This is a genomic window from Martinezella lusitana (assembly GCF_900094565.1).
Taxonomy (GTDB): Bacteria; Pseudomonadota; Alphaproteobacteria; order Rhizobiales; family Rhizobiaceae; genus Rhizobium; species Rhizobium lusitanum.
The window spans coordinates 20,497-43,825 of the sequence record NZ_FMAF01000016.1 but is presented as its reverse complement, the minus strand read 5'-3'; the positions used below and the strand labels follow the sequence as shown (position 1 = coordinate 43,825).

The window sequence follows — 23,329 nt, the reverse complement described above, 5'->3', positions numbered from 1 at the left end:
CATTCGTATACAAACGAAGGGCGGCCAAGACCCTTGGGAACAGAGCCTATGAGAATCCTGACAACGCGCGGCTGCGACCGCCCGATTTCGCGTGGCGTCCTGCCATCCTCTGCGGTTGGCGGGATTGTTCCGGGACGGCAGGGAACGGCGAGCCCTTCCATTGCTTTCGCGTCAGGAAGGGAGCTGCGGTGAAGACTCGTCCGATCGCTCTTAGTGTCAATGGGCACTGCCACACGCTCGACCTGCCTCCCGAAACGCCTCTCCTCTATATCCTGCGCAACGATCTCGGTCTCAACGGGCCGAAATTCGGATGCGGCCTCGGCGAATGCGGCGCCTGTGCGGTGCTGATCGGCAAGCGCGCCGTGCGGGCCTGCACGATATCGGTTGCCGCCGCCGAGGGACGCGCCATCGTCACCCTCGAAGGTCTTGGCACAAAGGACAAGCCGCATCCGGTGCAACAGGCCTTCATCGAGCAACAGGCCGCGCAATGCGGCTATTGCCTGAACGGCATGATTATCGCGACCACGGCCCTGCTCCTGCGCGACGCGCAGCCGGACGAAAGTGCCATTCGCGCAGCCCTCAGCCGCCACCTCTGTCGCTGCGGCACGCATATCGAGATTCTCGCAGCGGCCCGGCGGGCCAGCGAACTGATGGCTGCCCTCCCCTTGTGGGTGATTGCGGAGGATGCGCCATGACCGCACTGCAAGAGACGCCCCGCACCCGCTATCTCGAAGCGGATGAAATCCTGCTGGTGGTCAAGCCTGGAGACGCGCTTCAGCCCGACATTTTCCTTGCCCTTCATCCCGATGGGACCGCAAGCGCCTTCAACGGCCATGTCGATCTTGGCACAGGCATCCGGACGGCTCTGGCGCAGATCGTAGCGGAAGAGCTCGATCTGCCTTTCGAGCGGGTCCGGATGGTGCTCGGCAGCACGACGGCGGCACCCGATCAGGGTGCGACGATCGCCAGCGAAACGATACAGGTGACAGCGATACCGCTGCGCCAGGCGGCGGCAACCGCGCGGCAATGGCTTCTCGAACAAGCTGCCCTTCGATATGGCGAAGCACCGCAGACACTCACGGTCGAAGAAGGCATCATTCACCCCGAAACACCGGCCAATTGGTCGATCACCTTCGGCGAGCTGATCGCCGGGCGCCATGAGCGGATCGCCATCGACGTTACCGCGCCATTGAAGCGGGTAGAAAACTACAGGATCGTCGGCAAGCCGCAGTCACGCAACGACATCGCCGCAAAGGCGACGGGACAATGGACCTATGTCCATGATGTCCGCGTGCCGAACATGCTGCATGGCCGCGTCGTCCGCCCGCCCTATGTCGGCTTCGACCATGGCCCGCATGTCGGCCATAGCCTGATCTCCGTCAACGAGGCCTCGATCTCGGATATTCCCGGCTTGGTCGGCGTCGTGGCGATCGGCGATTTCGTCGGCATCGTCGCCACGCGCGAGGAAAACGCTGCCGAGGCCGCACGCCGGCTCGAGGTCGTATGGCGCGATCCGCCACTTCTGCCCGACCTCAACAATCCCGAGCAGGCGCTGCGCGACAATCCGGCCAAGAAGCGCATTCTAGCCGATCAGGGCGATGTCGACCGCGCACTCGAAGGCGCCTCGCCGCGTTTTGATCGCAGCTACGTCTGGCCCTATCAGATGCACGGCTCTATCGGCCCATCCTGCGCCGTTGCCGATTGGCGCCCGGAGCGATTGGTCGTCTGGTCCGGAACGCAAAACCCATATCCGATGCGCCGTGATCTGGCGCTTCTTCTTGACATGCCGGAAGAGGCTGTTCTCGTCGAGCGGCTGGAGGCGGCCGGCTGCTACGGGCGCAATTGCGCTGACGACGTGACCGCCGATGCCGCCCTTTTGTCGCGCGCAGTCGGCCGGCCGGTGCGCGTGCAGCTCACCCGCGAACAGGAGCATGGCTGGGAACCGAAGGGCGCCGCGCAGGTGATCGATGTGCGCGGCGGGCTCGATTTCGAAGGCGGGCCGGCGGCCTATGATTTCGAGACGCGCTATCCGTCGAACCTGTCGCCGACGCTTGCCCTGATCCTGACCGGCAAAGCCTCGAACATCGCGGCAACATCGGACATGGGTGACCGCACGGCGATCCCGCCCTATGCTTTCAGCAATATGCGCATCGCCGTGCAGGACATGCCGCCGATCGCGCGGGCGTCGTGGTTTCGCGGCGTCTCAGCCATGCCGAACAGCTTCGCGCATGAAAGCTATATCGACGAACTCGCCTTCGCGGCCAAAGTCGATCCAATCGAATACCGGCTGCGCTACCTGAAGGATCCAAGAGCGGTCGATCTGGTCCATGCGGTGAGCGCGCGCGCCGGCTGGACGCCGCGCACTGAGCCGGGAACGATAGGCGGCGAAGGCGACCTGCTCTATGGCCGGGGCTTTGCTTACGCGCTCTATGTCCACGGCAAGTTTCCGGGAACGCCGGCCGCCTGGTCGGCCTGGGTCGCCGATGTCGCCGTCAACCGCAAGACCGGCGAAATCGCGGTCACGCGCGTGACGGTCGGCCAGGATTCCGGCATGATGATCAATCCGGATGGCGTGCGTCACCAGATCCACGGCAATGTCATCCAGTCCACCAGCCGCGTGCTGAAGGAGAAGGTGGATTTCTCCAGCACCGCGGTCGAGAGCGCGGAGTGGGGCGGCTATCCGATCATCACCTTCCCGGAAGTGCCTGAGATCGACGTGCTGATGCTTTTGCGGCAGGACGAAGAACCGCGTGGCGCCGGTGAATCCGCGTCGGTCCCATCGGCTGCAGCCATCGTCAACGCCGTCTTCGACGCCACCGGCATTCGGTTCCGCGAACTGCCGCTGACACCCGAACGCGTGCTAGCAGCCCTTGGTGAAACACCTCCGGCACTCGCTCCGCCGACACCGGTCAAGAAACCATGGTGGCGGCGCGGATCGACGCTCGCAGGCGCAGGCGGCATCGTCGCAGGCGTGCTTGCCGGCGGCATTCTCGCCGCCTCGCCCTGGCGCGGGGCCTATCCCGAGATCACGCGACCGGACCCCGGCACCTACAGCGCCGCCACGATCGAACGCGGACGGCTGGCGGCGGCGGTCGGTGCCTGCAATGTCTGTCACACCGGACCGGACGGAACACCCTTTGCCGGCGGCCGCGCCTTCGACACGCCGTTTGGCGTGATCCATGCCACGAACATCACGCCCGACGCCAAAAGCGGCATCGGCGCCTGGTCCTATCCAGCCTTCGAACGGGCGATGCGACAAGGCGTGCGCCGTGATGGAAAACATCTCTATCCCGTGCATCCCTATCCGTCCTTTGCCGGTGCCACCGATGCGGATCTTCAGGCGCTCTATGCCTTCCTGATGACGCAGGCACCTTCTGCCACAAAGACCAAGGACAACGCCTTGCGCTTTCCCTTCAACATCCGGCCATTGCTGGCCGGCTGGAACATGCTCTTTCCCGGCGGAATGACAGTGCCGGCGGACGCAACGAAAGGTGAAGCCTGGAGCCGCGGCGCCTATCTCGTCGAAACCCTCGGCCATTGCGGCGCCTGCCATACGCCGCGCAACGTGCTCGGCGCCGAGAAGAAGGGCGAGTTCCATCTTGCGGGCGGTGTCGCGGAGGGCTGGAATGCACCGGCGCTGAACGGTGCCGGTCTTGCCCCCGTCGGCTGGAGCCAAACCGCTCTCTACGACTATCTGCGCACCGGCACCGCCAAGGGCCATGGCAGCGCCGGCGGGCCGATGGGCGCGGTCGTCAAGGCGCTTGCTCCCCTTCCCGACAGCGATATCCAGGCCATGGCGACGTATCTGGCAAGTTTCTCTGGCCAAACCGAAGACGGTGCGGCCGCGCAGCAAACGACCGCGCTCGCTGCCACAAAGGCGGCCGAGGCGATGGCGGCACGCATCGCGCCGGTGGGAGCAAGGCTATTCGAGGGTGCCTGTTCAGCCTGTCACACCGAAACTTCACCGCTCGGATCGCTCACCTTCAATAGCAACCTGCACGCTGACCGACCCGACAATGTCCTGCTGACGATGATGCACGGGGCGGAAGCTCCGGCGCTGCTCGCCCAGAAGGCAGGTGCCGATGCCGCCGAGATCATGTCCATGCCGGCTTATGGCGAAAGCCTGAGTGATCGCCAACTGACCGACCTCGCCACCTATCTACGCGCCCGCTTCGCCCCCGATAGACCCTCCTGGCAGGAGCTTGGTGCCGCCATCGAACGCGCTCGCGCCGCCCAGCCGATGGATTGAGGTGGGAGCGAATGCGCACGATGGAGGAGGCCGGAAAAATGGAAAGGACTGAGCAGACAGCGCCGGACTGGTTTGCAGCTCCGCAATCCCGTTTCCGTCCAGCCGCCTACTGGTTCTGGCACAGTCTGCCGTCTCCAGACGAGATGAGGGCGCAACTGACGGACTTTCGCGACAAGGGTTACGGCACGATCCTCATCCAGGCGCGCCTTGCACTCCCGCGCTCGGTCTACCTCTCGCCTGCCTTTCTGCAGGCCTATGCGCAGGCAGTCGCGATTATGGGCGACCTCGGCCTCACCGCCGGGCTGTACGATGACTACAACTGGACGAGCGGTCAGGCCGGCGGGCGCACGGTCGAAGGCGCGGACCACTTGCGCGAACGGCATCTCTTCTGGGCAGCCGAAGAGACGCCCACAGGCGAAATCGACGGGATCGAGGCGCCATTCGCGGCCGCATTAGGCCCGGATATTGCCGATTGGCTATATGACGGCGGTGTGCCGCGCTTCGGTGACTGGCAACGCGTCGCCGCCTTGCTGCATCCCGTCGATGCGCCGTCTCCGGACCTGATCCTGGACGTGAGCGATCGGGTTCGCATTGTGGGGACAGACGAGGGCTGCCGCTTCTCTTACGATGGCCAAATTCCGAAGGGATGGAGGCTGACGGTGTTCGCCTCGGCGCGCTGCCTAACCTCTCGGCTCATCAACTATCTTCTGCCGGAAGCCGGCCAACGGTTCGTGGACGTCGGCCTCCAACCCTATGCGGATGCGCTCGGCAGACTGATGCCGAAGCCGCTTGAATTCCTGTTCTTCGACCAGCCGGGTCCCGGCTTCTATCGCTGGCGACAGCAGACCGGCAACCTTGGCAACAGCCCGCTCTATGCGCCGCTGCTGGAAGCCGCGGTCGAGACGGCAAGCGGAACCGCGTTCGGCACTGTGTTGCTGTCGTTGGTGACGGACCTGGGTCCGTCGACCGCACGGCTGCGCTGTCTCTTCTACGGAACCTATACCCGGCTAATGTATGATGGCTTTTTCCAGCCGCTGAAGGCGTTTGCGCGAAGGCATGGCCTGTCCCTGACCGGACATGAGATCCTGCCACATGTCGGCAGCTTCGCGCTCAATGGCGGCTTCTCCTCGATCGACCCGCGGGTCACCCCTGCTGTCGACTTTTTCGGCCTCGACGCATTGCGTGACGAGACTGCCGTCGATGCCAATAATTTCGCGGCACAACTCGCGCCGAAGCTCGGCGACTCCGTTGCTCGCGCCCACGGACGTTCGCGGACGATCGTCGAACTCTACACGACCGCCACCCGCACCGAGCGACGCGGTGCCGGGCAATGGGAGCTGACGCCAGCAACGCTGCGCGCGCAATCGATACGGCTGCATCTGCTAGGCGCCCGCCAGGTGCTGATGCACGCGCTCTACCAGACCGACGGCGACGATGATGACGACAGGCTGTTCGTCAATCCGCGTTTCGACTTCGCGCCCGGCCTGAATTTCGAGCCCTGGTGGCCGCATCATGCCACCATTGCTGATGAGACCGCACGGCTCTCGGCTTTCCTCGAGGATACGGCACCGCTTGCGCCCATTGCACTCTTCTACCCGCTCCACACGGCATGGGCGGAAGGGCCGCGCCATGCACACGCCCGGCATTTCGGCAGATGGTGCGAGGCTCTTGCCGAAAACGGCTGCGACTACATGGTGATCGACGAAAAGAGCCTGATAGATGCCGAGATCCGTGACGGGCGGCTGCATGTCAACGGTCTCCGTTTTGCAGCCCTCGCCCTGCCGGCGGTCAGAATTCTCGGGAGCGTTCGGACCACCCGCATACTCGGCGAGTTTGTTGCCGCGGGTGGCGAGCTGTGGACTTCGGGCGACGCTCCGGAAGGCGCATGCGACGGAAGCTTGTCAATCAGCTCGACAGCCCATCTCGACACCGAACCGGACGCGCAGATGATCACCCAACTGCTGAACAGGTTGCCGGCGCAAGGTCCGACAATATCCTTCTCCGGCAAAATAGGCCGCCACATCGCGAGTGATCGCGAGGATTTTTTGCGCGTTGTGCTCTTCAACGAAGGAAACGACGCGGACGACCTGCTGATATCGCTTGGCGCTGGCATGGAATACGAAATCTGGGACGCGGTTAAGGGGACGCACACGCCGATCGCAACGGCAACATCCTTGAGCATCACCCTCGAGCCGCAACAACTCGTGTGTCTTCGCCTACGCGAAAGTCCGGCAGCATCCGGAGCAATCGCGCCCCTGTTCAAACAACCGAATCCATCGCGTGCGGTGGCTCTCGATCGCGGCTGGACGTTCAGGACATCGGAAGGCGGCGATGCCCTCGCGATCAATGTCGATGAAGGCTGGCAGGTGCAGGGTTTTGCGAATTTCTCCGGCATCGGCCTCTATCGCCTTACATTCGATCTCGACGCCGCCGCCGATATTATCCTGGATCTCCCCTCGGTGGCGACGGCCGTCACGGTTCGCATCGATGGGCGTGATGCTGGCATGCGCTGCTTTCCGCCCTTTCGGATTGCTCTCGGCTGCCTGTCCGCGGGGCCGCACGATCTTGAACTTGCGGTCAGCAACACGGCTGCCAATCGCTATTATGCCGGAACGCCCTATGCCGGCTCGGTCTGGCCCGATGAAAGCGGCTTGACGGCAGCGCCGAGGCTGCTCTTCTACGACCCGTTCAGTGTGAAGGAATGAATGTAATGCCCGGCCATGTCACGATCCCACTTGCCCGCGCCTGGAACAGCTGGTCGTCCCGCCCGGCGGAATTGACCTTCCTTCCGCTTGGCCTGCGCATTACGCCGGTGCTCTATTCGACCCGCGCGCGACGGGCGAGCGCCATCGAACCGCGCCACGATCCCGTCCGTTTCGGCCGCCACACGATCGACAATAGTCTGATCGAGCTCGAAACGGAGCTTGGCGGAACGTCGATACGGTTTCAGGCGAGTGCGTCGGATCCTTTCGCCGTCCGGGGACAATGGGAAGCGCCTCAGCTCGGTGAGTGGGGGACGCGGTTCTGGTTGACGCTGGCCATATCGTCCGATGGCGGCGAAGTGGTTCGCTACGACGCGGAAAAGGGCGCCGCCATCATCAAGATCGACCGCCGCTTCGCGGCCATCGTCACCCGCGCACCGGCAATCCAGGTGACAGGTCACGACAGCATCGATGCCCTGCGCGCCGACTTCGAGACCAACGGCTATTTCTATACCGCGACCCGCAGCGACAGCGCACCGGTACTCGGTCTTCGCTTCAACATGGAAATGATGCGCGAAGGCGCCTACGCCGCTGCGGTCGCCGACAGCGAGGACCTGGCGGTCCTGAATGCGCGCGCCTGCCTCGAAGCGGCCTCCCGACCGGCGCCTTCTCTGCATGACGGACAATTTGCCGGCGCGCTCGATGCCGTGCGCGATGTCGTCGGCTGGAACACGATCTGGGACAAGGTCAACCATCGCCCCTACACCGCCGTCACCCGGATCTGGAACCTCGGCGAGTTCGCCGTCTGGTACAATGATCAGACATTCGCGGCCTTGCTGGCCGGTGTTTTCGACACCGATATCGCCCGCGAGAACATGGCTGCGGCGCTCGCCGGCGCCACACCGCAGGGCAATATCGCCTGCATCGTCACCTCGAACGACGCCTGGGTCGACCGCAGCCAGCCGCCGCATGGCAGCCTTGTTGCCTGGCTGCTGTATCTGAGAAATGGCGAGCGCTCGATGATCGAGGCGAGCTATGAGGCGCTCGCGAGAAATCAGCGCTGGTGGCGAAGCCATCGCGATCCCGATGATTTCGGACTTATCTCCTGCGGCACCAGCGATGTCGGTGAAGGGCTCTATAAAGGGACGATTTTCGGCGCCCGCAACGAGACTGGAATGGACAATTCCGCGACGCATGACGAGGCCGTCTACGATCCCGTCACCCGAACCCTCTCGACCTACGATCTCGGATTGAACTGCGCCCTGGCGCTCGACGCGGAAATGTTGTCGCACATGGCCGCCCTTCTCGGCCGCGCCGAAGAGGCCGATGAGTTCGCGGCACTCGCAGACCGGAGCCGGCGATTGATCCGAGAGCATCTCTGGGATGCCGATCGCGGCATCTTCGCCAATCGCCAGCGCAAGGGCGGCTTCGTCCGCTCGCTGTCGCCGACAAGTTTCTATCCCCTGATGTGCGGCGCGGCGAACGCTGAACAGGCCTCGCACCTCCTGGCATATCTTGCAGATCCCGCGACCTTCGGCGGTGCCTTCGTGCTGCCGAATGCCACGCGCAACGATCCGGCCTTTGCCGAAAACGTCTATTGGCGCGGCCGCATCTGGCCGAATGTCAACTTCATGGTATGGCTTGGGCTCAAGCGTTATCGCTTCGATGCCGAGGCCAGCCATCTGGCGAAGCAAAGCTATGATCTCTTCATGCAGTCCTGGCGGGACCGACGCATCGCCGCCGAGAACTACAATGCCACGACCGGCGAGGCGATGGACCAGGGCGATACCGATCCTTTCTACATCTGGGCGGCGCTGCTTCCCTTGATGGTGGTCGAGGAGCTCTGCGGCTTCGACCCATGGAACGGCTGGAGCCTTTGCAACAACGGTGCTGACGCAAATTTCGGTCCGCTGTTGTCACCCGCAGGACGTATCCATGTCAGCTCGGAAAACGGCGTGCTGACGGTGACGCGCGATGGTGTGCCGTTCCTGTCGACAAATAATCTTGGGCGGTTCACCCATCTCGTCGTCGGGGATGGCTACATTTCCTGCCGCATCGAAAGCGCATCGCAGAGTGCGGCGGAACTGCATCTCGTCGGGATCGATGCAGGCGAGGTCGTGGCGGTGAAACTTGGCGAGATGGATGCCCAATGGCGCGCGGCCGACATCGGTATTGTCGTTGCTCTTCCCACAGCGGACAAGACCCGGGAATTTCACCTATGGCATCGCCGGCAAGTAAAATGAAGCCTAGATCACATCAACTCGTTGCCCGTGCTTGACAAGACAATATCTCCGCATTAATCGTTTGTGTACAAACAAAAAAGAATAGGGAACGACCGAAGAACTTATTTCGCGCCAGATGCGAAAACCTTGGAATTGGCGATCAATTCCGGGATGTATTCTTTCGCTCAAGAAACTATACGGAAATAGGCCGCGTTCCGAGAAAGCCGGCGATTTCCACTTCACTGATACGTATCCATTTCGATATCCGCTAGGACTGCGAGCAAGACGAAGCCTTCACCACCATCGGTAAATGGACCAAAAATCAGACAAAAGGGGAACATCAGGATGAACACCACACGACGTCAAACTCTGGGCCTGATCGGCGCCGGCGCCCTCGCCGCCGCCACATCGTCCCTGTTGTCGCGCCAGGCGCGCGCCGCCACCAAGATCACCGTTCTCAACTGGCAGGGCTACGGCACCGACGAAGCCTGGGCTCTCAAAGCCTTCACCGAAAAGACCGGCATCGAGGTCGTTCACGACTATTTCAGCTCTGAGCCGGAAATGCTGACGAAGCTCAGGACCAATCCCGGCGTCTACGATGTGGTGCTGATCAACAGCGCCCGTTCGCAGCAAGCGGCGAGCGAAGGTCTCATCTCTCCCATCGACTTCTCCAAGGTGCCGAATGCAACGGGCCTGTCGCCCGAACTGAAGAACCATGCGAACCTCCAGCTTGACGGCAAGACCAACGGCGTCTCCTGGGTCTGGGGCATCACTTCGCTTGCCATCACCGAGGGGTCGCCCAAGCCGGACAGCTATGCAGCGCTTGGCGATCCCGCCCATAAGGGCCGAGTCGCCCTGTTCGACGATGCCGTCACCGGCGTTGCGATCGGCGCACTGTTGTCCGGCCAGGACATGAACAATCCGAAGGACCTCGCCGTCGTCACCGAGAAGCTGAAGGCATTCAAGCCGAACATCAAGCTGCTCTGGTCGAGCGAAGACGAATGGAACAAGGCATTCGCCGCCAAGGAATTCGACCTTTCGATCTTCTGGTCGGGTGCGGCCGTCCGCTCCAAGCGCAACAGCAAGCTGCCGGTCGAATTCGTGGTTCCGAAGGAAGGCGGCATCGGCTGGCTGGACAGCCTGTCTGTCCCGGCGACGAGCACCAATCCGGATGCTGGCCTTGCCTTCATCAACTACATGATCGACCCTGACTTCTATTTCCAATGGGCAACCAAGGTCGGGGCGCCGGCTTCGGCCAATGCTGCCGCCATGGAAAAACTGCCGGCCGACGATCTCAACCGGGTGATCCACAAGCCGGAATATCTGAAGACGATGACGATTCAGTCGGCCCTGCCCGACGATCGCCGCGAAGCTTTCAATAACCTCTGGCAGGAAGTGAAAGCCTTCTATGCAGCCTGAGGCAGTTTCTGCATCGACGACGCGCGGACCGGAAGGTTCGCGCGCCCGGCCAGGCATCCCCGGTTGGCTCGCGACGCTGGTGCTGCTGCTGCCCACCTATGGATGGCTCTTCATCGCGGTTCTCCTGCCGCTTTGCACGATGTTCGTGTTCAGCTTCATGAATGCGACACCGATGGGCAAGGCCCCCATCGTCTTCACGCTCAGGCAATACCAGGTCTTCTCCACACAGCCCTATCTCCTGGGCATCGCCTGGACGTCGCTGCTGATGGGTTTCTGGACGACATTTGCCTGTGCTGTCCTTGGTTTCTTCGCGGCGCTGGCGCTGGCGCGCGCCACCATCGGCCGTACGCGCGAAACCCTGCTGATCCTCATCCTGCTGCCGTTCTGGACGAATGGTCTCGTGCGCATCTTCTCCTGGACGATGGTGCTGCGCGAAGGCGGCTTTCTCGACGATGTGCTGCACTGGGTCTGGCCGGGAGCCGGTTCGATCGGCTTTCTCTACACCAGATCGGCAATCGTGGTCGGCCTCGTGCACGGTTATCTGCCCTACATGATCCTGACCTGCTACATAGCACTGGTCACGATCGACGATGCGATCATCGAGGCCGCCGCAAGCCTCGGCGCCCGCTGGTGGACGATCCTCTTCCGCATCCTCATACCGATGGCGGCACCCGGCCTGATCTCCGGCGCCGTGCTGACTTTCGTGCCGGTGCTGGGCTCCTTCATGGAGCCGCGCATTCTTGGCGGCCGTGTCGGCGTCACCATGGGTACGGTCATCGAGGACCAGTTCACCCAAGCCTTCAACTGGCCGCTGGGTGCAGCACTATCCTTCACGATGCTCGCCGTCGTGCTTGCGATCTTCGCGACGTTTTCGGGCGTGCTTCGGCGCGGCAGCGGGGCCGTCGCATGATCGGTCTTGCGCGCTTCTATCTCGCTGCCATCCTGGTCTTCCTCTATCTGCCGATCGTGGTGATGATGGCTATGGGCTTCAACGAGTCCTCGCTCTATGAGCTGCCGTTTCACTTCTCGACCAAATGGTATGTGGCTCTTGCAGGCAACGACCAGCTGATTTCAGCCGGGATCAACAGCATCGTCATTGCCGTCATCACCGCTGTCGTCTCGACAATCCTCGGAACGATGGCCTCGGTGGCGCTTGCCCGGCGAACATTCAAGGGGAAAACGCTGTTACAGCTCATGCTGCTGCCGCCGATCGCCATTCCCTGGCTGATCACCGGAACGGCCATGCTCGTCTTCTTCTTCTGGACCGGTATCGGACGCGGCATGCATGCACTGCTGATCGGCCATGTGGCGCTCGCCATTCCCTACGTGGTTCTCGTCGTCGGAACCGGCTTCCAGACGATCCGGGCCGATCTTGAAGAGGCGGCCATGAGCCTGGGTTCGACACCGATCCATGCATTCTTTTCGGTGACGCTGCCGCTTCTCGCCCCGAGCATCCTTGGCGCGGCCCTCTTTGCTTTCGCCGTTTCGCTCGACCAATTCGTCATTTCCTATTTCCTCGCAACGCCCGGCTTCACCACCTTGCCGGTGCAAATCTATTCGGCGATCCGCAAGGGCTTCACGCCAGAGATCAACGCCATCTCGACGATCCTCTTGATCGGTTCGATGGCCGCCATCCTCGTCTTTGCGATCTTTGCCAGGCCCGGAGGCGTCAGTGACAAACGTTGAAGTATCATCGGTCGCCAAGACCTACGGCCGGACACCGGTGCTGGCCGACATCTCGACGGATTTCACGGAAGGATCCTTCACCAGCCTGCTCGGTCCCTCCGGCTCCGGCAAGACGACGCTTCTGCGCATCATCGCCGGCTTCATCACACCCGACAGCGGCAAGGTCGCGATCGGCGGCCAGGACGTGACAGAGACACCGGTCTGGGCGCGCAATATCGGCATGGTCTTCCAGTCCTATGCGTTGTTCCCGCATATGACGGTCGCCGAAAACGTCGCCTTCGGCCTGGCGCGGCGCGGTATTCGCGGTGCGGAGGCCAGGCAACAGGTCGATCGCGCCCTGGAAATGGTACGCCTGCCGGGCTTCGGCGATCGCAAACCGAAGCAGCTCTCCGGCGGGCAGCAGCAACGCGTGGCGCTTGCCCGTGCCATGGTCATCAAGCCGAGCGTCCTGCTGCTGGATGAACCGCTCTCGGCGCTCGACCGGCGACTGCGGCAGGAGATGCAGGTCGAACTGCTTCGCATCCAGCGCGAGACCGGGTTGACAACGATCTTCGTCACCCATGACCAGGAAGAGGCGCTGACGCTCTCCGACAAGGTCGCGATCCTCGATCGTGGTCGTATTGTCCAGATCGGCGCTCCTGCGGAGGTCTATGAGCGCCCGAAAACGCGCTTTGCAGCGCAGTTCCTCGGCGATTCCAATTTTCTGAACGGCACGATTGCCAATGGTGGTGTCAGGCTTGCGGATGGCACGCTGGTGCGCTGCCATGGCCCGCTTTCGTCCACAGGCAACAGCGCGACGCTCGCCGTGCGGCCGGAAAAGATGTCGATCCTCCCAGCAGGTACATCGCCCGAAGCGGGCCTCAACGCCTTGGCGGCTCGCATCGAGACTGTGATCTATGCCGGCCCGGCGCTCACCTATGTGCTGGTAACGCCGGATGGAACTTCGCTGAAACTCTTCGCGCAAAATCGCGATGGCACCGTGCTCGCAAGCGGAACGGACGTGACCCTCGCCTGGTCGCCGGACCACACCATTGCCGTCGAGGATTGAAGATGACAGCGCCGTCGCTCACCAATTCCCGCCATATCGTCATCGACATGCAGCGGCTTTTTGCCGAAGAAACGGTCTGGCACACGCCGGCGGTGACCGAGATCCTACCGAACGTGCTTGATCTGACGCACGCCTTTGCCGACCGGACGCTGTTTGCCAAATTCATGGTGCCTGCCGCACCAAGCCACGCAACGGGGCGGTGGCGAACCTATTACGAGCGCTGGTCGATGCTGACGACGGGAACGATGGATCCGGCGATGCAGGATCTGGTCGCCCCGCTCGCGGCCTTGGCTGAGCCTCGGAACGTGATCGAGAAGACCACCTATTCCATTTTCGGCGCGCCGGGTTTTCATGAGCGGATGATCGCAGAGGGTGTCGATACGCTAATTTTCAGCGGCGTGGAGACGGATGTCTGCGTTCTGGCGAGCCTGTTTCACGCGATCGATGCCGGCTTTCATGTCATCGTCGCGAGTGATGCGATCGGCAGTTCGACGCCGCTGTCACATGCGGCAACCCTCGAACATATATTGTCGCGCATGCCCGAGCAGGTCGAATTTCGGACCACGGCCGAGCTGGTCACTGCCGCATCCCACGCTTGAATAGGAAATACTCGAAACCGCTTCTACGGTTTCGAGCCTGATCGATGCGCTCAGCCGACGAAGGCGCGCTCGATGACGAAGGTGGCCGGGGCATTGTTGGCGCCTTCAACGAGACCGAAGGATTCCAGAACAGCCTTGGTATCCTTCAGCATCGCCGCCGAGCCGCAGATCATGCCGCGATCCTCGTCCGGATTGATGCGCGGCAGGCCAGTCTGTTCGAAGAATTCGCCGCTGGTCAGAAGGTCGGTGATGCGGCCCATGCGCGCAAAGGGCTCACGCGTCGTTGTCGTATGCAGACGAAGGCGATCGCCGACGAGTTCGCCGATCAGCGGATCGTCCTTCAGCGCCTCGACCATCTCCGTGATGTAAGTGAGTTCGTCTACGTCCCGGCAGGTCTGGACGAGAACAATCTCCTCGAATTTCTCGTAGGTCTCCGGATCGCGGATCAGGCTTGCGAAAGGCGCGACACCGGTACCGGTCGACAGGAGGTAGAGCCGCTTGCCTGGGATCAGCGCGTCGAGCACCAGCGTGCCGGTCGGCTTCTTGCGCATCAGCACGGTGTCGCCGGGCACGATCTTCTGCAGATGCTCCGTCAGCGGGCCGCCCGGAACCTTGATGGAATAGAATTCGATCTCCTCGTCCCAGAAGGGGCTGGCGATCGAGTAGGCACGGAAAACAGGACGCTCGGCATTCGGCAGGCCGATCATGATGAATTCGCCGGAACGGAAACGGAATTCCGCCGGGCGCGTGATGCGGAACTTGAAGAGCCGGTCGGTGAAATGCCGTACCTCGGTCACCGTCTGCACAAAGACATTGGCGGGCACCGGAAAGGCCGGCGCGGTACTCGCCTGCTGACTGTCGGTGATGACTGCTTCTTCCGCTGACAAGCTCATCCGTTTTCCCTCGTCTTATTTATTTATTTCATTTGTACACGAATGAATTTTATCGCGCAATCCATTCCTTCCACCGAGAACGCGATGTTTTGTCATAATCGAAGACGTAAGGATGGAATCGAGGGTTTGACGGCAGCCGCTCAGCAGATTTTCTGCAGCAGTTCGAGGAACATCATCCGCTCGCCGGAGGTCAGCGGCGCCAATGTCTCCTCGGTCGCCGCGACCGCCGCGCCGACATTCGCGGCGATGACCGCGAGGCCATCTTCGGTCAGCGACAGGACGACCCGGCGCCCATCATTTTGGTCCGGCGCGGTGGCAACGAAACCGCGCTTCACCAGGCGGTCTACGACCCCTTTGACGGTCGCGACATCCATCGCCGTTTCGCGCCCGAGCTGGTTCTGCGAGCAGGGTTGGATTTCCTTAAGCTTCGAAAGCGCCGACCATTGCGTCGTCGTCAACTTGTCGCCGATGGCATTGGCGAAGATCGCGACATGCCGCTGGTTCGCCTGCCGGAGAAAGAACCCGACCTGCCGATCGACATGGTATGCGGGTGCGGCGGATTGTCTGTCTTCATGAGATTTCTGCATTTGTCCCGCCCCGGATCTGCGCATATGGTTGCGATGTGGATAAGCTGTTCCAGATTCAAAAGATTAGAGCGTCATTGTCGGTTGATGTAAACGCTCGAGGTCCCAAGCCTCTACTTTGAACACCATATTTGTCAACGCCATAGCCCGACCGATAACAGGGCTGGTCGCAGGCGGCGGCAAAGTCCATCCAGGCCGACGGCCGCATTTTTGCCAGGGCTCCCCACCGTCGCTTGACAGGACGGAAAGACCGGCTGATACTCATTCGCATACAAATGAAAAATTGGGAACAATGACGGTCAAATATCCGTCCATGGGCTAATGGCAGCACCACCGGACAAGCGGCCGTGTTAAAAGGAGAGTGCCATGGTCAAGCAACGCGTGGAAAGCGTCGCAAACGGCAAGATACGCTGCGATGCCTGTCCCGTCATGTGCTACATCTCCGACGGCCGGTCCGGCGCCTGCGATCGCTATGCCAATGTCGGCGGCGAGCTGATCCGCGTCGATCCGCTGACGATCATCGAGAACACCATTTCCGAAGGCGGCAATGTCGTGCCGTTCCTGGCCCAGCCGGGCGAGAGCGAATGGGACGGCGATATCGTCCACGCCACCAGAAGCTTCATCACCGCCGTCGGCGCCGGAACGACCTATCCCGATTATAAGCCGGCACCCTTCATCGTGTCGCAGCAGGAAAGCGGCGTCGACATGGTGACCGTCGTCACCGAAGGCATCTTCAGCTATTGCGGCGCCAAGGTGAAGATCGACACCGACCGCTTTCTCGGCCCCGAAGCCGCAACCGTGTTGGTCGACGGCGAAGCCATCGGTCACGTCACAACAGGCGAATACGGCTCGCAGATGCTGTCGCTCGGCGGTGTGCACCACCTGACCGGCGGTTCGAAGAAGGAAGGCCGCGTTACCTGCGACGCGCTCTTGAAGCTCTGTAATGGCGAAGCCGTCGACATGCAGGTCGACGGCGGGGTCAGCCTGACCATCAAGGCAGGCGCTGCTCCCGTTATCAACGACGTCGAGGAAAGCCGCATGCGCGTCGGCTGCGGCTCGGCGACCATTGGCATGTTCGCCAAGCAGTGGATGGGCCATGTCGATGAGGTGGTCGTTGTCGACGACCATATCACCGGCGTGCTCTCCGAACACCAGGCGGGACGCCTGCTCGACGTGCCAGCCACCGGCATTCGCATCAAGGGCCGGCGCTCGACGCCCGGCCGTTACTTCCAGGTCGCCGAGCCCGGCATCGGCTGGGGCGGCACCAACATCTCCGACCCCCTGACGATCCTCGGCGATTTCGACCCCAAGACGGCCTGGCCGGGCATGCGCATGCTGATGGTATCGACCACCGGCGAGCAGTACGGCTATTATATTCTCGACGACAATCTGCGACCGGAACTGCAGACAATTCTTCCCGCAGCCTTGCAGGAATCGGTCGAGATCATTGCCGAAAATTGCGAACCGGCACTCACCTCGGTCCTGTTCATCGGCGGTGCCGGCGGCAGCCTACGGGCTGGTGTCACCACGAACCCTGTCCGCCTGACGCGCTCCGTCAAGGAAGCGCTGACCCATGTTTCCTGCGGCGGCGTTCCGGCCTACGTTTGGCCGGGCGGCGGCATCACCGTCATGGCCGATGTGACGCAGATGCCGAGCAATGCCTTCGGCTACGTGCCGACGCCCGCGCTCGTCGCGCCGATCGAATTCACCATGCGGCTCGATGATTACCGCGCGCTCGGCGGCCATATGGACGCCGTCATCCCGATCGAGCAGGCGCTGGAAATGGCCGAGCGTAGGGTCACACCGATCGGACGCGGCCCCTGGCCGACGGAAAGCAGAAATTTCCGGTGGGGCGGCTGACGACAAAGGGAGCGATAGCATGTCGCGGCCTGTTGCCCGATATCTCGATGGCGATCCAAACGGCCGGCTGCATTTGCAGCACGGACCGATCGACCTCGTCATTGGCGTCGATGACGGCAGTGCTGAACGCAAGGACGAAGCCGAACGGCGCGCCCGTGCCTTCACTGCTGCCATCGCCCGTTTCCAGACCGTCCTTGACGAACTGGTGAGCGAACTGCCCCTGCTTCGCACGGCAGCCGAACTTGCCGGCCCGATGCCCGAGGGCTCGGTTGCCCAACGCATGGTCACCGCGGTCCGGCCGTTTGCTGCTGACCATTTCATCACGCCGATGGCGGCAGTTGCCGGTGCCGTCGCGGACGAAATCCTGGCGGCGATGTTGGCCGCGTTCGACAAGGAAGACCGCCCTGCCCGCGCCTATGTCAACAATGGCGGCGACATTGCCGTGCATCTTGAAAGTGACGCGGAGTTTCATGTCCGTATGGCGCGCGAAGACGGAATTTCGCTCGGCGATTTCGCGCTCCATGCTTCCAGCCCCACACGCGGCATCGCCACCAGCGGACGCGGCGGACGCAGCCTGTCGATGGGCATTGCCGACTCGGCGACCGTATTGGCAGCGAATGCGGCGGCGGCCGACGCGGCGGTCACGATTGTTGCCAATGCCGTCGATCTCCCCGGCCATGCCGCCATCAGCCGGGCACGCGCCATCGATGTCGTCGACGACAGCGATCTCGGCGAGCGCCTGGTCGTCACCGGCTGCGGCCCCCTGACCGATGCGGAAATCGACATGGCACTTTCCTGTGGCCTTGCCAGAGCAGAGCGCTTCATCGCACTCGGCCTCATCGATCGCGCCGGCCTCTTTCTCAGGAACCAGGGCCTGCTCGCCATGCCGACCGCGGCCCGGCCATTTACAGCCTCACCTCTTTCAATCGATCAATCCATGGAGCGGTTTTCCAATGCCTGACGTCAAGATCCGCAAGTTCCTCACCATCGTGGAGGAGATTTATCACGAAGGCGGCAAGCCCGTCGCAAAGCCGCTGAAGCGGGGGGCGATCGTCGCGGTCATCGAGAACCCCTTCGCGGGCAGCTATCATGAGGAAATCACCGGTTTCATGAAGGATCTGGAGCCGCTCGGCCTCGATATGGCAAAACGGCTGGTCGCCGCGCTCGGCGGAAATGTTGCTGACGTCGAAGGATACGGCAAGGGCATCATCGTCGGTCAGGCCGGCGAACTGGAGCACGGCGCCCTCTGGCACGCGCCGGGCGGCTACGCCATGCGCGAAGTGCTCGGCGGCGCCAAGGCGATCGTGCCTTCCTCGAAGAAGGTCGGCGGGCCCGGCACGCGGCTCGACGTACCGGTTACCCATATCAACGCCTCCTATGTGCGAAGCCATTTCGACTCGATAGAAGTCGGCGTGCCGGACGGCCCGCGCGCTAATGAGATGGCGGTCGTGCTTGTCATGACCACCGGTCCGCGCGTCCATGCCCGCAGCGGCGGCCTTAAGGCCGAGGACATCAAGGGCGAGGACGGCCTGCGTTGAGCGCTGAGATCCGCAAGATCACCGTCTTCGTCGAGGAGACACTGACCGAGATGGGTCAAACCATCTCGCCATCCACGCGCAAGGCTGCTGCGGTCGCCGTCATCGCCAATCCCTTCGCCGGCCGTTATGTCGAGGATCTGACGCCGCTGATCGAGATCGGCGCGGAACTCGGCGGCCTGCTTGGCCGCAAATGCGTCGAGGTGCTCGGAATTTCGCCGGCGCAGGTCGAAAGCTATGGCAAGGCGGCGCTGGTCGGTGAGGATGGCGAGCTGGAACATGCGGCCGCCCTGCTGCATCCATCGCTCGGCAAGCCGCTGCGCGAGGCGGTGGAAAAAGGCGCCGCACTTGTGCCCTCCTCGAAAAAGCGCGGCGGCCCCGGCCGGCCCCTCGATATTCCGCTCGGGCACAAGGATGCCGCCTATGTGCGGTCGCATTTCGACGGGATGGAGGTGAGCCTCGCCGACGCGCCGCGTCCGGCGGAAATCATGGTGGCCGTCGCCCTTACCGATAGCGGCCGGCCGCTTGCCCGCGTCGGTGGGCTGAAGGCGTCGGATATCGAAGGCAAGGATGGTCTGCGCTAGGGGCATGCTCGAAGATCGCGCCGCTTGACAGCGGTTCGATCTCGTCCATAAATTCATTTGTATACAAACAATAATGGGAACAGTCGTGACTCAGTCTTTTCCGAATGAACCGTCGGGCCCGACACCTGAACAATCGCAGGTCGCGGGCATCGATGTCGGCGGCACGTTCACCGATCTCGTGCTCTTCGACACGGTCTCCGGCAAGGTCCGTCTCGCCAAGACGCCGACCACGCTCGACAATCAGGCTTTCGGCGTTCTCAACGCACTGGATGCGGCTGAGGCCGATATAGCGGCGCTCGACCTCATCGTGCACGGCACCACCACCACCACGAATGCCGTTCTGGAGCGCAACCTCTGCCGAACAGGTCTCATCACCACACGCGGCTTTCGCGACGTGCTGGAGCTCGGCCGGCGCACGCGCCCGAACCCCTACGGCATGAAGGGCGAGTTTCGCCCGATCATCCCGCGCGACCTCAGGCTCGAAGTTCCCGAACGCATGGATGCCGCCGGCAACGTGCTGATCCCCCTCGACGAGGAAGCGCTCCGCATTGCGCTCAAAGCCCTGGTGGATACAGGTTGCGAGTCGTTGGTCATCCACTTCCTGCATGCCTATGCCAATCCGGCGCATGAGTTGCGCGCCGGCGAGATCGCCGCCGAGATCTGGCCGAACGGCAATATCACGCTCGGCCATGCGCTTCTGTCCGAAAGCCGTGAGTTCGAGCGCGGCGTCACGGCGGCCGTCAATGCATCCGTGCAGCCGCTCCTGGCGCGCTACATCGAGCGCCTCGCCGATCAACTCGCCACCAAGGGCTACAGGCACGACGTTCTCGTCATGAACGGCAATGGCGGCATGGTGTCTGCGCGCCACGTCGCCAAGGAGGCCGCAAAGACCGTCATGTCCGGTCCCGCCTCCGGCGTCATGGCAGCGGCCTATACCGGCCGACGCGCCGGCATCCCCAACCTCATCACCTATGACATGGGCGGCACGTCGACCGATGTTGCCCTGATCCGTAACGCCGAACCGGCTGTTTCCAACGAGATCGAGATCGAATATGCCATGCCGATCCATGTGCCGATGGTCGATGTGCGCACCGTCGGCGCCGGCGGCGGTTCGATCGCCAAGATCACCGCCGCGGGCCTGCTCCAGGTCGGCCCGGAAAGCGCCGGCGCCATGCCGGGGCCGATCTGCTACGGCCGCGGCGGCACGACGCCGACCATCTCCGACGCCAACCTGCTGCTCGGCCGCCTCAACCCCTCCAGGCTCAACTCGGTTCCCGGCAGCATTTCCATTGACGACATTCGTGACCTGTTCGAGGAAAAGCTCGGCCGTCCGCTCGGGCTCGACGCCACGGCGGCGGCGGCGGCCGTCATCCGCATCGCCAATGCCCGCATGGCGGACGCCGTGCGCATGGTCTCGGTCAGCCTCGGCGAGGATCCACGCGATTTCGCGCTGTTCTCCTTCGGCGGAGCAGGCCCGCTGCACGCGACCGCGATCGCGCGGGAGCTCGGCATTCCAAGGGTGCTGACACCGTCCCGTCCGGGGATCACCAACGCGCTCGGCTGCGTCGTCGCCGATCTCCGGCACGATTTCGTCAATACGGTCAACCGCCCGCTCGATGTCGCCGATATGGACGCGGTGCACGCACTCTTCGAAAGGCAGTCGGCGGAAGGGCGTCGGCTGATCGGCAAGGAAGCGGTCGCCATTCGCGAGATCCGCGAGATTTACTCCGTCGATATGCAATTCATCGGCCAGACGCATCTGCTGCGCGTCCCGCTGCCGAGCGCAATGCCGACCAGGGCCGAACTGCAGGCACGGTTCGAGGAGGCTTATTTCAACCGCTTCCATGTCGAACTTCCGGAAATCCGCGCAAGCCTCGTCAACGTCAACACCTCGGTCATTGGCCGGCGCACCGAGATCGATCTGTCCATGCTGATCGATGCGGCCGGACGCAAGGCGACACTCGCCGAAGCACAGACCGGCATGCGGCCGGTCTGGTTCGACGGCTGGCGGGAAACGCCGATCTACTGGCGCGATCACCTGCCGCTCAAGGCAACCATATCCGGACCGGCGATCATCGAGCAGATGGACACGACCATCATCCTCGAGCCCGGCGACGTCGCCACACAGGACGACGACGGCAATATCATCATCACGATCGGAGCCGGCCAATGAGCATCGACCCCATCACGCTGAGCGTCATCCAATCCGGCCTGCAGCAGGTCTGCGATGAGATGGACCTGACCTTCTCCCGAGCCGCCTTCTCGCCCGTCATCGCCGAGGCCAACGACCGTTCGGACGGCATCTATTCGGCCGAGGACGGCTCGCTGATCGCCCAGGGGGCCGGCGGCCTGCCGGTCTTTGTCGGCACCATGCAATATTCGACCCGCACGCTGATCGAGATGATCGCCTCCGGCAAGGCAGCGGCGCCGAAGCCGGGTGACATCTATATCGTCAACGACCCCTATCTCGGCGGCACGCATCTGATGGATGTGCGTTTTGCGATGCCCGTTTATCGCGATGGCAAGATCTTTTGTTGGTTATCGAACACCGGTCACTGGCCGGATACGGGCGGCGCTGTCCCCGGCGGTTTCTCGGCGTCGGCCACCTCCGTCGAACAGGAGGGCCTGCGCCTGCCGCCGGTCCGGCTTTTCAAGGAAGGCAAGCTCGACACCGAGATCTATGCGATCATCTGCTCGAACATCCGTGTCTCCGAACAACGCATCGGTGACGTAAAGGCACAGGCGGCCGCCCTTCTTGTGGGGCAGGAACGGCTGGTGCGCATTCTCGAACGCTACGGCGACGATACGGTCGCCCAAGCGATCGGCGAGTTGCGCCGCCGCGCGGCCGAGCAGATGCGCGCCAATATCCGGCTGATCCCGGAAGGCACTTATCGTTCCGTCGCCTATATCGACAGTGACGGCGTCGTCAACGAGCCACTCGAAATCCGTCTGACGATCATCGCGACAGGCGATGAACTCTCCTTCGATTTCGAGGGATCGTCGAAGCCCTGCGCCGGACCGATGAACTCGGTGCTGGCGACGACGCTATCCTCCGTCTACCTTGCCATGCGCCATATCTTTCCTGATGTCCCGATCAGCGCCGGTGCCTTCGAGCCGTTGAAGGTGAAGACGCCAGAGGGAACCTTCCTCGACGCCCATTATCCGCGCCCGGTTTCCGGCTGTGCTGCGGAAGTCAGCCAGCGGATCGCCGAGGCGGTCTTTGCGGCATTGGTCGAGGCACTGCCCGATCGTGTGACGGCCTCGCCCGCCGGAAGTTCGGGCAATTTCGCGCTCGGTGGCCACGATCCGGAGCGCGGGCGCGGCTACGTCATGTACCAGATTTCCGGCGGTGGCTACGGCGGCAACAGCGATCACGACGGGCTTGCCAACGGCTGTTCGACCATCGGCATTTCCAAGGCACCGCCGGTCGAGATCATGGAACAGCAATTCCCCGTCCTCTACCATCGCTATGCCCTTCGCGAGGGGTCCGGCGGTGCCGGCAAGCATCGCGGCGGCTTCGGTCTCGACTACGAGATCGAACTCAGGCGCGGTGCTGCCACCGCAAGCTTTGTTATGGATCACGGTCGTTTCGGGCCGCAGGGCGCACTCGGTGGCAGCGACGGGCGGACGAACAGCGTCACGGTCTGGCGCGACGGCGAAGCGATGACGCCCGAGCATCTGTCGAAGGCGCAGGATATTGCGCTGAAACCCGGTGATCGCGTTCGCGTCGGCACACCGGGCGGCGGCGGCTACGGCGATCCGCTGACACGCGATCCGAAAGCGGTGAGCGAGGATGTGCGGCTCGGTCGTTATACGACGGCAGAAGCGCTCGATCTTTTCGGCGTTGTCGTGACGGCGGATTGCCATTCGGATACGACCGCCACCGAACGAGCCCGCGCCAGCCGCAAGGCGTAGACTGACAGCGATCGAGAAAAGAAAGATCTGGGA

17 protein-coding genes are annotated in these 23,329 nt (G+C 62.8%); 15 read left to right on the top strand and 2 right to left on the bottom strand.

The window, feature by feature from the left end; translation table 11 throughout:
• Positions 1-188 precede the first annotated feature (188 nt).
• The 9 genes from GA0061101_RS25220 (at position 189) to GA0061101_RS25180 (ending at position 13,925) form a co-directional block, all read left to right on the top strand.
• A complete protein-coding gene (locus GA0061101_RS25220) occupies positions 189-695 on the top strand; it encodes a (2Fe-2S)-binding protein (protein WP_037197086.1) in 507 nt (168 codons plus the stop codon).
• Positions 692-4,249, top strand: a complete 3,558-nt coding sequence (locus GA0061101_RS25215; protein WP_092575476.1) for a molybdopterin cofactor-binding domain-containing protein — start codon at positions 692-694, stop codon at positions 4,247-4,249. Before GA0061101_RS25220 ends, GA0061101_RS25215 begins: the two co-directional genes overlap by 4 nt.
• A 38-nt stretch (positions 4,250-4,287) precedes the next feature.
• Positions 4,288-6,954, top strand: a complete 2,667-nt coding sequence (locus tag GA0061101_RS25210; protein ID WP_092575571.1) for a hypothetical protein — start codon at positions 4,288-4,290, stop codon at positions 6,952-6,954.
• A gap of 5 nt (positions 6,955-6,959) precedes the next feature.
• Complete coding sequence (locus GA0061101_RS25205) at positions 6,960-9,194, top strand: MGH1-like glycoside hydrolase domain-containing protein (protein ID WP_092575472.1); 2,235 nt, start codon at positions 6,960-6,962, stop codon at positions 9,192-9,194.
• Positions 9,195-9,518: 324 nt separating this feature from the next.
• Entirely contained in the window at positions 9,519-10,592 is a 1,074-nt protein-coding gene (locus GA0061101_RS25200) for an ABC transporter substrate-binding protein (protein WP_047639121.1), read from the top strand.
• Positions 10,582-11,502 (top strand): ABC transporter permease, encoded by a 921-nt coding sequence (locus GA0061101_RS25195; protein ID WP_080760437.1) that lies wholly within the window; start codon positions 10,582-10,584, stop codon positions 11,500-11,502. The genes GA0061101_RS25200 and GA0061101_RS25195 overlap by 11 nt, the downstream gene beginning before the upstream one ends.
• Entirely contained in the window at positions 11,499-12,278 is a 780-nt protein-coding gene (locus GA0061101_RS25190; protein WP_037197090.1) for an ABC transporter permease, read from the top strand. The genes GA0061101_RS25195 and GA0061101_RS25190 overlap by 4 nt, the downstream gene beginning before the upstream one ends.
• Positions 12,265-13,326: an ABC transporter ATP-binding protein gene (locus GA0061101_RS25185; RefSeq protein WP_037197091.1), complete on the top strand. Its 1,062-nt coding sequence runs from the start codon at positions 12,265-12,267 to the stop codon at positions 13,324-13,326. The genes GA0061101_RS25190 and GA0061101_RS25185 overlap by 14 nt, the downstream gene beginning before the upstream one ends.
• 2 nt (positions 13,327-13,328) lie before the next feature.
• Positions 13,329-13,925, top strand: coding sequence for a cysteine hydrolase family protein (locus GA0061101_RS25180; protein ID WP_037197092.1), 597 nt, complete (start codon positions 13,329-13,331; stop codon positions 13,923-13,925).
• 50 nt (positions 13,926-13,975) lie between these two features.
• Here GA0061101_RS25180 and GA0061101_RS25175 read toward each other — a convergent pair whose 3' ends face one another.
• Together GA0061101_RS25175 and GA0061101_RS25170 are read right to left on the bottom strand one after the other, a co-directional pair.
• Complete coding sequence (locus GA0061101_RS25175) at positions 13,976-14,818, bottom strand: ferredoxin--NADP reductase (RefSeq protein WP_092575468.1); 843 nt, start codon at positions 14,816-14,818, stop codon at positions 13,976-13,978.
• A 140-nt stretch (positions 14,819-14,958) separates the two neighbouring features.
• Positions 14,959-15,405, bottom strand: a complete 447-nt coding sequence (locus tag GA0061101_RS25170) for a MarR family winged helix-turn-helix transcriptional regulator (protein WP_047552745.1) — start codon at positions 15,403-15,405, stop codon at positions 14,959-14,961.
• Positions 15,406-15,768: 363 nt separating this feature from the next.
• On the opposite strand from GA0061101_RS25170, the gene GA0061101_RS25165 reads away from it, so the two are divergent.
• The 6 genes from GA0061101_RS25165 (at position 15,769) to GA0061101_RS25140 (ending at position 23,296) form a co-directional block, all read left to right on the top strand.
• Entirely contained in the window at positions 15,769-17,262 is a 1,494-nt protein-coding gene (locus tag GA0061101_RS25165; RefSeq protein ID WP_092575465.1) for a 6-hydroxynicotinate reductase, read from the top strand.
• A gap of 19 nt (positions 17,263-17,281) precedes the next feature.
• A complete protein-coding gene (locus GA0061101_RS25160) occupies positions 17,282-18,223 on the top strand; it encodes a UPF0280 family protein (RefSeq protein WP_092575462.1) in 942 nt (313 codons plus the stop codon).
• Positions 18,216-18,800 (top strand): amino acid synthesis family protein, encoded by a 585-nt coding sequence (locus GA0061101_RS25155; protein ID WP_037197101.1) that lies wholly within the window; start codon positions 18,216-18,218, stop codon positions 18,798-18,800. The genes GA0061101_RS25160 and GA0061101_RS25155 overlap by 8 nt, the downstream gene beginning before the upstream one ends.
• Positions 18,797-19,381 carry an amino acid synthesis family protein gene (locus tag GA0061101_RS25150; RefSeq protein WP_092575458.1) on the top strand — a complete coding sequence of 195 codons (585 nt, stop codon included), beginning with the start codon at positions 18,797-18,799 and terminating at the stop codon, positions 19,379-19,381. Before GA0061101_RS25155 ends, GA0061101_RS25150 begins: the two co-directional genes overlap by 4 nt.
• 73 nt (positions 19,382-19,454) lie before the next feature.
• Positions 19,455-21,554, top strand: a complete 2,100-nt coding sequence (locus GA0061101_RS25145) for a hydantoinase/oxoprolinase family protein (protein WP_092575455.1) — start codon at positions 19,455-19,457, stop codon at positions 21,552-21,554.
• Positions 21,551-23,296, top strand: coding sequence for a hydantoinase B/oxoprolinase family protein (locus GA0061101_RS25140; protein ID WP_092575452.1), 1,746 nt, complete (start codon positions 21,551-21,553; stop codon positions 23,294-23,296). The genes GA0061101_RS25145 and GA0061101_RS25140 overlap by 4 nt, the downstream gene beginning before the upstream one ends.
• Positions 23,297-23,329 lie beyond the last annotated feature (33 nt).

What these genes read in the sequence shown, in the direction of transcription:
- GA0061101_RS25190 (WP_037197090.1), top strand. Translation starts at nt 11,499, where the DNA reads ATGATCGGTCTTGCGCGCTTCTATCTCGCTGCCATCCTGGTCTTCCTC.
- GA0061101_RS25140 (WP_092575452.1), top strand. Translation starts at nt 21,551, where the DNA reads ATGAGCATCGACCCCATCACGCTGAGCGTCATCCAATCCGGCCTGCAG.
- GA0061101_RS25215 (WP_092575476.1), top strand. Translation starts at nt 692, where the DNA reads ATGACCGCACTGCAAGAGACGCCCCGCACCCGCTATCTCGAAGCGGAT.
- GA0061101_RS25155 (WP_037197101.1), top strand. Translation starts at nt 18,216, where the DNA reads ATGCCTGACGTCAAGATCCGCAAGTTCCTCACCATCGTGGAGGAGATT.
- GA0061101_RS25200 (WP_047639121.1), top strand. Translation starts at nt 9,519, where the DNA reads ATGAACACCACACGACGTCAAACTCTGGGCCTGATCGGCGCCGGCGCC.
- GA0061101_RS25175 (WP_092575468.1), bottom strand. Translation starts at nt 14,818, where the DNA reads ATGAGCTTGTCAGCGGAAGAAGCAGTCATCACCGACAGTCAGCAGGCG.
- GA0061101_RS25170 (WP_047552745.1), bottom strand. Translation starts at nt 15,405, where the DNA reads ATGCAGAAATCTCATGAAGACAGACAATCCGCCGCACCCGCATACCAT.
- GA0061101_RS25205 (WP_092575472.1), top strand. Translation starts at nt 6,960, where the DNA reads ATGCCCGGCCATGTCACGATCCCACTTGCCCGCGCCTGGAACAGCTGG.
- GA0061101_RS25160 (WP_092575462.1), top strand. Translation starts at nt 17,282, where the DNA reads ATGTCGCGGCCTGTTGCCCGATATCTCGATGGCGATCCAAACGGCCGG.
- GA0061101_RS25145 (WP_092575455.1), top strand. Translation starts at nt 19,455, where the DNA reads ATGGGAACAGTCGTGACTCAGTCTTTTCCGAATGAACCGTCGGGCCCG.
- GA0061101_RS25180 (WP_037197092.1), top strand. Translation starts at nt 13,329, where the DNA reads ATGACAGCGCCGTCGCTCACCAATTCCCGCCATATCGTCATCGACATG.
- GA0061101_RS25210 (WP_092575571.1), top strand. Translation starts at nt 4,288, where the DNA reads ATGGAAAGGACTGAGCAGACAGCGCCGGACTGGTTTGCAGCTCCGCAA.
- GA0061101_RS25195 (WP_080760437.1), top strand. Translation starts at nt 10,582, where the DNA reads ATGCAGCCTGAGGCAGTTTCTGCATCGACGACGCGCGGACCGGAAGGT.
- GA0061101_RS25165 (WP_092575465.1), top strand. Translation starts at nt 15,769, where the DNA reads ATGGTCAAGCAACGCGTGGAAAGCGTCGCAAACGGCAAGATACGCTGC.